Source organism: uncultured Chitinophaga sp. (assembly GCF_902168175.1).
GTDB lineage: Bacteria > Bacteroidota > Bacteroidia > Chitinophagales > Chitinophagaceae > Chitinophaga.
This window is the reverse complement of sequence record NZ_CABHOU010000008.1, coordinates 20,801-31,512: the sequence shown is the minus strand read 5'-3', so window position 1 is coordinate 31,512 and position 10,712 is coordinate 20,801. Positions and strand designations below refer to the sequence as shown.

8 protein-coding genes are annotated in these 10,712 nt (G+C 48.6%); 1 reads left to right on the top strand and 7 read right to left on the bottom strand.

What is annotated here, in order from left to right; all coding sequences use genetic code 11:
* Positions 1 to 2,156 (top strand): S8 family serine peptidase (locus tag QZT80_RS00540; RefSeq protein WP_295116550.1); only part of this gene is annotated, 2,156 nt, incomplete at its 5' end.
* Between the two features lie 67 nt (positions 2,157 to 2,223).
* Here the strand turns inward: QZT80_RS00540 and QZT80_RS00535 are convergent.
* The 7 genes from QZT80_RS00535 to QZT80_RS00505 form a co-directional block, all read right to left on the bottom strand.
* A complete protein-coding gene (locus tag QZT80_RS00535) occupies positions 2,224 to 2,610 on the bottom strand; it encodes a hypothetical protein (RefSeq protein ID WP_295116548.1) in 387 nt (128 codons plus the stop codon).
* 247 nt (positions 2,611 to 2,857) lie between these two features.
* The gene (locus tag QZT80_RS00530) at positions 2,858 to 3,289 is read right to left on the bottom strand and encodes a GNAT family N-acetyltransferase (RefSeq protein ID WP_295116546.1); all 432 of its coding nucleotides are present in this window, start codon (positions 3,287 to 3,289) and stop codon (positions 2,858 to 2,860) included.
* 113 nt (positions 3,290 to 3,402) lie between these two features.
* On the bottom strand, positions 3,403 to 5,916 hold the full coding sequence (locus QZT80_RS00525; RefSeq protein ID WP_295116544.1) for a zinc-dependent metalloprotease: 2,514 nt from the start codon (positions 5,914 to 5,916) through the stop codon (positions 3,403 to 3,405).
* A 2-nt stretch (positions 5,917 to 5,918) separates the two neighbouring features.
* Positions 5,919 to 6,788, bottom strand: a complete 870-nt coding sequence (locus QZT80_RS00520) for a peroxiredoxin (protein ID WP_295116542.1) — start codon at positions 6,786 to 6,788, stop codon at positions 5,919 to 5,921.
* Positions 6,789 to 6,878: 90 nt separating this feature from the next.
* Complete coding sequence (locus QZT80_RS00515) at positions 6,879 to 8,348, bottom strand: PKD-like family lipoprotein (RefSeq protein ID WP_295116540.1); 1,470 nt, start codon at positions 8,346 to 8,348, stop codon at positions 6,879 to 6,881.
* Positions 8,349 to 8,368: 20 nt separating this feature from the next.
* The gene (locus QZT80_RS00510) at positions 8,369 to 9,190 is read right to left on the bottom strand and encodes a DUF4843 domain-containing protein (RefSeq protein WP_295116538.1); all 822 of its coding nucleotides are present in this window, start codon (positions 9,188 to 9,190) and stop codon (positions 8,369 to 8,371) included.
* A 5-nt stretch (positions 9,191 to 9,195) separates the two neighbouring features.
* Positions 9,196 to 10,704 (bottom strand): RagB/SusD family nutrient uptake outer membrane protein, encoded by a 1,509-nt coding sequence (locus QZT80_RS00505; RefSeq protein WP_295116536.1) that lies wholly within the window; start codon positions 10,702 to 10,704, stop codon positions 9,196 to 9,198.
* Positions 10,705 to 10,712: the final 8 nt, after the last annotated feature.

Genomic DNA, 10,712 nt, shown 5'->3' with positions numbered 1-10,712 from the left:
GCAATATTAACGATGTGATCAAAGCAGCCGGGGTAGATCCTGCCACTATAAAGATTAACGCAGGAAAGTTCTTTTACCTGCTGGAGATAGCTCTTTCCCTGGATGCGCTGGATGTAGCGAATCGTATACAGGAGACGAAACTGGCTGTTTTTAGTTATCCTAACTTCATTGCCCCTATTGAACTACACCAGGTAATCCCGAACGATACTTATTTTGCTAACCAGTTTTACCTCCGGAATACCGGCCAGGTGTTTAACCCGGTAGAAAATCATGCTGGAACAGCTAATGCAGATATCAATGCGTCTTTTGCATGGACGCGTACTACCGGCAACAACAATATCATTGTCGCCGTTCTGGATCAAGGGGTAACATCTAATCACCCGGATCTTCCAAATACACGGCAAGTGAGGCTTAACGGTTCTAATTTTGTCCCTGGAGAAAATGCTAATGACCCCAGTCCCGGAGCCAGTGATAACCATGGCAATGCCTGTGCCGGGATTATTGCGGCCACTCAGAACAACAATGAAGGCATTTCTGGTGTCGCTCCTAGTGTACGGATTATGCCTATAAAGATCATGAGTGAAACTGCTGGCGCTGATGCAGCGGGCTTGGCGAATGCTATCGACTTTGCGTGGCAAAACGGCGCACATGTAATTTCCAATAGCTGGGGCTTTAATAACCAAACAAACCCCAACTTCTCCCCGGCTATCGTAAATGCCATTACAAGGGCGGTAACGCAAGGCAGGAGTAACCTTGGTTGTATCGTGGCATTTTCCGCCAGCAACAGTGCTATTCACAACTTCGGTATTGATGGTACCGTAGCATTTCCCTCAAATGTAAACATCAACGGGGTACTCACTGTTGGCGCTTCTAACAGAAACGATGGGCAGGCGAACTATAGCCCTACCAGTAGCGGCGCTGTCAATAACCAGATCATAGATATCGTAGCTCCGTCACATCACGCGTATGCAAATCAAATTTTTAATGAAACCCTTGAAGTTTGGACAATTGACATACCAGGACTTACAGGTTATAACCCTTGGAATGATCCCTTTATGCCGGCTCCTCCGTCAGTTGGAGATATACTTCCTACAACAGGTACGAACAATCTTTCTTATACCGGCCGCATGGGCGGCACGTCCGCATCCTGCCCCCAGGTTGCAGCAGCGGCTGCGCTTGTGCTATCACTCAACAATACGCTTACGCAACAAGCAGTATTCAACATCCTTACACAAACAGCAGATCAAATAGGCGGTGTAACTTATACGAACGGTGTAAGTGATGAATTCGGCTGGGGCAGGCTTAATTTATGCGCTGCCTTAACAAGGGTGCCTAACCAATGGTCTATTACCGGTACCACCCCTTTCTGCGGTTCCACTTCCCTCAGTGTGCCCAACTTGCCTGCCGGCAGCACGGTTACCTGGACCAGCCCAGCCCCTCTTACCTTCTCGGGCGGTAACCCGACTACCGTATCCGGGGTGGCTACGAATGCGACTGTAACTGCCACAGTCAGTGTTCCTAACCGGTGTGGCTCTGTAGCGTTACAAACAAATATCACCGGACAGGGCGCGCTGGATCCAAACGCTATCGGCATCTACACTGACACTTATTTCTGCCCTGGTCAGTATACAAACGTGGGTGCCACTTACAATGGAAACCTGGTATGTCCTATTAACCAGCACGGCATCACAGAAGTACAATGGAGCATTAACCCCGCACCGGCCGATGTCCAATACAACACCGGCCAGGGTAGCTGTTTTAATGTATACAATGGAGGCATCAGGATCAGGCCTCATCCCGGTGGTGCTTATATCATAAGTATGCGCGTTAAAAACCTATGTGGTTGGAGCGACTGGAGCGAGGGTTCCGTAATGTCAGTTACCTGCTTCGGCTCATTCTTCACCCTCTCCCCCAACCCTTCTTCCAGTAACCTGGAGGTTAAAGTGGACGAGAAAGCTACCGGTGTTACCAGCACAACGAGCATCCAGGAAATCATCATCCTTGATAAACTGGGCAACCAGATCAAACATATCAAAAATGCACAGGGATCAAGAAGAAGTGTGATAGATGTGAGCGGCCTTAAAGCCGGTTATTACCTTGTGAAAGTGTTCAATGGTAAAGAATGGCAGACTAAAACCGCCATCATCGGCAAATAACCTCATAAAAAAAAACGATCTTCCCGGCCTATACCGGGAAGATCGTTCCTATAGTGTTTTAATATTTTTAACCTACTATCGTAATCCCTAATTCCTCTTTACCTACCCTTATTTCCAGGTAGTCGCCCTGCTTTATCTTAGGATCGTTATTGTATACGATCATTACGAAGTCGGCCGCAATACGCAGGCACGCCGAATCATCTTCGCCATCAATGCTTTCAACAAAACAATTGATAATGTTAATGTCGTTGTCAAGTTTTATGAACGTAGATTTATCAGCACTTTGACTGATCTTATCGCCAAGTTCAAGATCAAAGTCTACGTCTACTTCTACGTCATATTCCTTTCCTGCAGCTACTTCGCTATAGCTGTACTGGTAGTAACCAACGCCATCGCCGGCGGCACTGCGGAAAATAATATAGTCGCCGTCAACTGCTAAAACTTCTATTTGCATATCTGTTTACTCTTTAAATATTTGCCGTTATTGCTAATCCAGGCCAGCTGTACGTTTCCGGCTTCTTTAAACCGGTATTGCGGAGGCGTCACTAACAACTCAGATTTTGCTTCTTTTTCCCGCCATCCGGCGGGACTATGGTCACTGACATGACCGAACACTTAAATATATTAAATATTTACGAAACAAGTTTAAACTCTTATGCTGTTACAAATAAAATAATACGGGCATTGAAGCCTGAGCCACCTCAACCTCGTATAGCCATATGTATTATCGGATAAGGCCTGCCCGTACCATCCACCGCCGACCTGCCCGTTTGCACAAAGCCCATACGATTATAAAAGCCTACCGCCTGCTCATTCTGTTCATTTACGTCTACACGCGTAACCCCTAATTCATTAATGGCGAACTGCAATAATACTTTCCCGTAACCACGCCCTCTCTCCTCTCCAGCTACAAACAACATCTCCAGGCTATCGCCGGCCACGGCTATAAATGCCTTGGGGCCTTTATCATCCAGCAGGTATACTTCTAACTGCGGCAGGTATTCGGCAGGTATAACCTCCTGGAAAAACAGGAAGTCCTCTTCTTTTAAAAAGTGATGCGTGGCTTTTACCGATGATGCCCAGATGTGCACGATGGCGGGGTAGTCGTTGGGGGTAGTTTTTCCGATCCTCATTTTTCATTTTTTTTCCGGCCGCCAAGATGCCTATTTTCCCGCTAATAACCAACACCCGCCAACGAAAAAGGCCCCGCTTGCGCGAGGCCTCATGGTCGTTTTTATATGGTGGGTTATGGTTTATAGGCCAACTCTTTGCCTTCGAGTATCCTGTTGATCCTTACTTCCATATCCTGCAAATGATATTTGGATACGCCGTTCTGCACCAGTATGGCCTTACGGATATCTGCACGTAAGGCGGTCAGGTGGGCGCGCATGATGCTGGATACATCGTTGCCTGTAGGGTCGGGATTGATGTAAAAGATAGTACCGTTGCCATTATTCCGGCCTACGATCTCATTGGTTGCCCTGAAAGCTTTGAGACTGTTATCGATGTATATCTTCTGCAGGTTACGGCGGAACATGTCGATGGGTTTGTTGGAATAAAGTTCACTCCATACGCCCCGTTTGAGATCTTCCAGGAATTCGGTGCCTTTGTAAGTCCTCACGCCCTTATGCATCTCTTCGTCCTTCATCAAACCAATCAGCATGCCTGAACCCTGCAACTTCATCAGCGCGGCATGTTGACCGGATACGATGTGTATAAAAGGATCGGTACCGGTTAAAGCGGTCAGGGTATCATTTACCAGCCAGGTGGGCGTGGTGAACAGGTAGTCGTTCAGGAACTTCATGGCATCTTTCTGCTTCTGGTACTCCACTACTTCCAACTGTACGCCGGGCTGCTCCACGCTTTTAAATGTTTCATATTCCCCGCCGATGTTTTTCATTACCTGCATGGTGTACACCCTGTATTGCCTGATCACTTCTTCGTACATCACTTTCAAACTGGTGTAACCTTCGTTTGGCTCTTTCGTCCAGGTACGCAGTTGTGGTATAATGCGCTGCAGGTTTTTAATGCCGTATTTGCTGGCCAGTACTGCGTTGTCGCCCAGGTCCTCGCTTTGGCTGCGTGGATCGCCGGAGGCGTTCTCGTGACCGAAGAACAGGCGTTTGTTGGCAGCCAGACTATCGATGATCAGTTTATTCAGGAAAGCACCTTCGTCTTTGGCGGTTTTAAACTGTGGATACCACCTGTACCCCCATTCAATCGCCCAGGTATCGTACTCACCAATTCTTGGAAATATTCCTTTCTGGCTGATATGGTCTTCCGGTTGGGCTACGTAGTTGAAACGGGCGTAGTCCATGATAGAAGGGGTATGACCGTGTGCTTCTACGTACGCTTTATCCCTCAGTTTCTCCACCGGTACGGTGGAGCTGGAACCGAAGTTATGCGCCAGGCCAAGGGTATGACCTACTTCGTGAGATGATACAAAGCGGATCAGTTGTCCCATCAGTTCATCATCGAATTTCATTTTACGGGCGGCAGGATCTATCGGGCCTGCCTGTATCATGTACCAGTGGTGTACCAGCTGCATGATATTATGGTACCAGTTGATGTGCGATTCGATGATCTCACCGCTGCGGGGATCGTGTACATGCGGGCCGCTGGCGTTAGCGATCTGCGAAGGTTTATATACGATTACGCTATGGCGGGCATCGTCTATGCTCCAGGTTGTATCATTTTCCGGCGCTGGTAATGCTTTAATCGCATTTTTGAAACCTGCCTGCTCAAAAGCTTTCTGCCAGTCGTTAACCCCTGCTATTAAATACGGTACCCATTTCTTTGGAGTAGCGGGATCAATATAGTAGATGATGGGCTTTTTCGGCTCCACCAGTTCGCCGCGTTTGTATTTTTCTATGTCTTCTTCCTTAGGCTCCAGTCGCCAGCGGGTAGCCAGGTACTGTTGCTTTACCCCCTGAGGATCGGCATCAAAGTCGATATAACCCCTGGCAAAAAAGCCTACCCTTGCATCGTGGTAACGTGGCTTCATCGGTACTTCCGGCAGCAATACCAACGAACTGTTCAGTTCATAGGTATCGGGGATAGTAGATGGCTGCCCGCCCGGAGCAGGGTTCTTCTGGTAGGTACGCGTGGTGCGTATTTCTATGTTCAGCGGGAACGCTTTGATGGCGGAGATAAACGAGCGGTCGCTTTGCAGGCCACCAATGCCCAGCACTGTTTTGGTTTGCTGACTGAAATAGAATATCTCGTTTTCTGTGTTCAGGTAATCCGTTACATCGATCACCGTACTCCTGGCCTCTTTGTTATAGGCTTTCACCGGGAATGCCGCGGCGATAGGGTCGAGGTTGGAGTTGATCACAGAACGGTATAAACCATCGGCAGTGGTATCGGCAGAGCGTTCAGAAAAACGCATCAACCTCATAAACACTTTATCATCTGGCCCTTTTTCAAAGTGGATCACATTTTCGGCAATCTGATCGCCGGCATAACCGGTCATTTGCGGCCTTTGCCCTGCTGCGGCTTTCGCGATACGGTTTACTACCAGTATGGCGCGGTTGTACATGGTGTCGGAAATTTCGAAGTAGTACCGGTTGTTTAACTGGTGTACTTTAAACATACCGCTGTACGTTTTCGCCTTCGCAGTAATTACCTGCGCATACGGTTTAATGGCAGAAGGAATGGTATCCGTTTTTTTAACGGAGGTGTCCGCAGGCGTGGCTTTTTGTGCATGGGCGGCCACAGCAAGGCCAAGCAACGCAAATAAAGTAATGTTAAGTCTAAGCATGGTTATTTGAGTATTTCTTCTAGTTTGTTTACCAACTGTTCGCCGCGCAGGTCTTTCGCAACGATTTTTCCGTTGGGATCTATCAAAAAGTTTTGTGGAATGGAACGCACCATATATAATTTCGCGACTTCGTTGTTCCAGTATTGCAGGTCGGATACATGTGTCCAGGTGAGTTTATCCTGGTACACCGCTTTTAACCAGTCGGCCCTTTTGCCCGGCTGATCAAGCGATACAGACAGGATGTCGAAGTTTTTATCTTTAAAGCGATGGTAAGCGGCCACCACTACGGGGTTCTCTTCACGGCAGGGGCCACACCAGCTTGCCCAGAAATCGATCAGGACATACTTGCCTCTGTAGCTGGACAATTCCACCGCCACACCAGCTGTATCGGCTGCGGAAAAGCCGGGGGCCTCTACGCCCAGCCTAACCGCCATGTACTTATCAATCGTCGTTCTTAATTTTTTGCCCTCTTCACTTTGCTGCACTGGCTTTTTCAGCCCTTTGAACAGTTTGTCGTAAATGGTAATATCGTCGGGGATGGGACCAATGGCATCTTTAAGCGCATCGATACTGGCGTAATAACCGGGGCGCTGCTTCACGAACTTTATTTCCGCAGCCTTCCTTTCCCGCTTTATGGCCGCCATGTCATAGCGATATACGGCCAGGCCGAGCGTATCGTACTTTACTTTGGCGGTTTGTACGGCCAGGTAGGCTGTTTGCCGGTCGTCCAGTCTTTTATCATATTCTTTCAGCGCCTGTTTCAGTTCTGCTTTTTGTTTAGCTACAAGAACTGTGTCTGGAGCGCTTTGGGCCAGCAGGGTACCTGTAAACAGGCTGCAGGCAAAGGCTAAGCATAACGATTTTCTCATCATTTCCGTATTAGTTGGGTTTGGGTAAAGACAAGAGATCACCCTGCCGCCTGTATTACAGTGGCCTCAGTATGATCTCTTGCCTGTTATTGATTAGAAAGTCCGGCTTCCCTGACCTTGTTCCATATAGGTGACATTGATGACCCTGCCCTCTCCTTCGAAGTTGGGTGTTGCCAGCGATTGTATGGTACCGGTTGAACTGATCTTATGCAGCCATATTTTATAATGACCGTCGGCATAGGACGCGATCGCCAGGTAATCGGTAGTCGGCGGTACGGTGGCGCTCATTGGTTGCGGGTATTTAATATGCTGGATGCTGGTGATCACTTCCCCGGCCGGCAATGTTACCTGCAGGCTCTCCGTACGGGTAGCCACGCTGGTGAGGTATACATTCCTGCCCACTGCGTAGTAGATATAGTCCGCATCGTAGTTACCACCGATCACACTGGCCTGCATTAAGCCATGCTCGGCAGACAAGGTATCTTTCGACATAATCAGCGGTGAGCTGAAACCTGCCAGCGGGCCATACTGACCATTCATTTTTACCAGCACGCCCCTGCCATCGGTCATGCGGAATAAGGCCATCGCCACGCTGCGTATGCCGGCGTACCCGGCCATCCAAACTACATTGGCATTCATATTTTTCAGGTCGTTGCCTGCCGTACCCAGTGGCGAGTAAGCAGCATTGTTATAGCAAAACACTGATTTGGTAATTTCATCGAAACCAATGTCCATGGCCGCTACTGCAGCGATGGGCGATGGTTTATAGGTATTAGGCAAATCGGTGAACAGCGCACCTTTCGTCATCGAGTAAGCTTTGTTATCGTTGATCAGTTCTATGTTAGAACCGCTCATCGAGGTAAGCACGTTCTGCAACTTACGGGTGGCTGGTTTCAGAAAGAACATATCATCAAAGCTCCGCACGATCTTTCCATTATCTACCCGGTAAATACCAGCGTCTTTGTCAGACAGTACTACCAACGTATTAAACAAATCGGTGGAGGTAAGCGACATCTTAAAGCCAGGTACGAATGTCGCCTTCACGGCTGTACCTGCCAGGCTTTTGCCATCATTATAAAACGCGATCCAGTTATTGATGCGGCCTTCTTTGTGGATAAAATCGAAGTCTGTTTTCGTGCCGTCATCTTTTAAAAGATACCAGCCGTTCATGTTCAGCGTAGCCACGTTCATGTCGAGGCGAATCAGTTTGATCACACCTGTAGCCTTATGCTTCACGTTAAACACCAGGTAGTATTGTCCTGGCGTTAGTGTTACCACATAGTCCAGCCCCTTCGCCCGGCCAATGGTATCGGCCTTAGGCACTAAGCCTGTACCTTGTGTAAAGTTGGTACTGAAAGCCGTCCAGAAAAATTCATACTGACCTTCGTTCGCTACTTCCGGGTTAATGCGTAAGGTATCGCGGCGGGTATAGGTGATGTAACTCTCCTGCAAACCGGTTACCACCACCTCTGGCAACGGATCGCCACCAGTGCTGTCATCTTTATTACAAGCCACTGCCAGCAGGGTAAGCAAAGCCGTGGTAATGATATATAACTTCTTCATGTTGTTAATATTGGTTTAGATCAGGGGAATGTAACCACCGCACTGGTGGGATTATCCGTTTCTCTTAATGGCGCTTTACCACTGGCGATATTGGCCGGGTTGGCGTTAAACTCGGTCAGCAATTGCTTCACTACATTTCTGTACTGTTGCATAGCGCCAGCCGTTAAGGCTGCCTGGTACCACTCTTCATTGATGTTCGTTTTTAAGGCGTCGATCATGAACTGGTGTTTGCCGGTGCTGTATTTACCGAAGTTGTTAAAGGCGGGCGACACGGTATTGTCTGTTCTCCAGGAGTAAAAACGCTCCAGGCGATCGGAGAAGATGATGGTCATTTCCCTTGCCATAATTTCACCTAACCCAAACGCATCGTTGGCTGCGATCTGAATACGCAGGCGGTACGTATTTTCCTTCAGGCTCGGGTCGCGCAGCAATACTACAGGTACGAAAGCCCTTGCACTGTCTGCACTCACCACCATCGGAGGGGCAGCTTTATCATTAAAGTCGAGGTAGTGAATGCCGGGCACCGCCTTAAAAGGCCGCTCCGTTTCCACGGTATCAATGATCTGGTTAGTGATCGGATCACGCACGTAGGTATAATCATACTCGGGCACTTGCACAAATTTCACGGGCCTGTCGGCTGAAGTTATACCACCGATGGTGTTTACGCGCACATACACTGTATCTTTTACCACAGTAGCGGCATCGTATACGAAGGTGAAGTTCATTGCAGCAGTATCGTGCAATTGTATACGTGCGATATCGTTGTATACCAGCTGCTCTGCTTTTTTACAACCAATGGCGGTTACCATCAGCACAGCGATATATAATACTAATTTCTTCATAGCACTTAGTTGTTATGGTAATTAATCTCCCGGTCGGGTTTTGGTACGATATACCTGGCCGATGTGGCGGTATAATAGGTGGCGGTCCAGCTTTGTGGTAGTGCCAACACATTGAAGCGTTTGTAGGCGAAGAAGGTTTGTCCTTCTGCATAAAACTCACGCACGTACTCCCTGATCAGTTTATTCTTACGGTCATTTTCCCATGGGGAGATGTTGAACCCGTTCACGAACGGAATACCTTTCTGCGCAGCGTATGTACGATAGAACCCTTCGGCCGCTTCTTTGGTAGTGGCACATTCTGTCAGTATCAGGTACATTTCGCTCAGGCGCAGCAAAGGGACCTGCAGTACGGGGAAGCTACCGCGCTGGATAAACTTCTTGTACATCACATAACTGGTGTTACCGGCTGATGTTTTGTACGACCATAACCCTGTCCAGCGAACGTCTGATGTACGCTCGGCTACGGGGAACAGGTTATTGAGATAGTAATACCCGTCCTGGATGTTGAAGTCGTTACGCACCAGGCTGCCTGTTTCTCCAAAAGCGCCGTTGGCGACCGACTCCAGGTTGTATACACTTAAGGCTGCAATATGCTCGGGCGACATAGTGAAGTCACCTGCCACACGATCGCTTTCCCTGCCCAGCCTGAACGTAGGCTGACCCAGGTGATCTTTCGCGTCGATCACCATCTGTGCATATTTCACTGCATTGTCTTTGTTCGTGGCATCGGAAGCGGATAACCACATGTACACCCTGGCTTTCAGGGCCAGCACGGCATAGTAGTTCATACGGATCTGCCTGTACATGTAGTAGTTATCAGCAATTACTGGTGGTAATCCACTGGTAGCGCTTGGGTTCAGTTCTGCAAGCGAGTACTGCGTCAGCGGATCTACATCTTTCAGTAAAGCCTCTGCGGCGTCGAGGTCGGCCAGTATTTCACGGGCAAACTCCTGGTAACTCACCGGTGTGATGATCTGGTGTGATACTTCTTTTACGTAAGGCAGGATGGCCGTTGTTCCTGGATTATCGGGCATGGGGCCGAACATGCGTAATACATCGAAGTGCATGAACGCACGCAGCGCCAGGGACTCCCCTTTTAACAGCGCGTAGTTATCGTCTGTAAAAACGCCTTTCTGTATGTCTATGTTTTCGAGGATGCTGTTTACACCGGCCACTACTTTGTATAAACCGGCGTAGGTTTTATCCAGCCACTCCCTTACGGTAGCTTCATTGTAGTTGGCGTTGGCCAGGGCGGTGAGGGCCACGTTGCTCGTATTCACCACATCCCAGTTGCGGGCCATAAATTCGATGTTGCCCCACATCAGCGACGAGCCGTACACATCCCCACTTTTCATGTTGATGTAAGCACCGGTCAACGCATCCCGGAATCCCTTCTGGGTTTTGAACAATTCGTCCTTGGTGGTCTCGGCTTCCGGTTTCACATCCAGCCATTTGTTGCAGGAGGAGAAACATAAAGCGCCAAGCAGTATAGTTGATATAGCTAATTTCTTCATGTTGATGT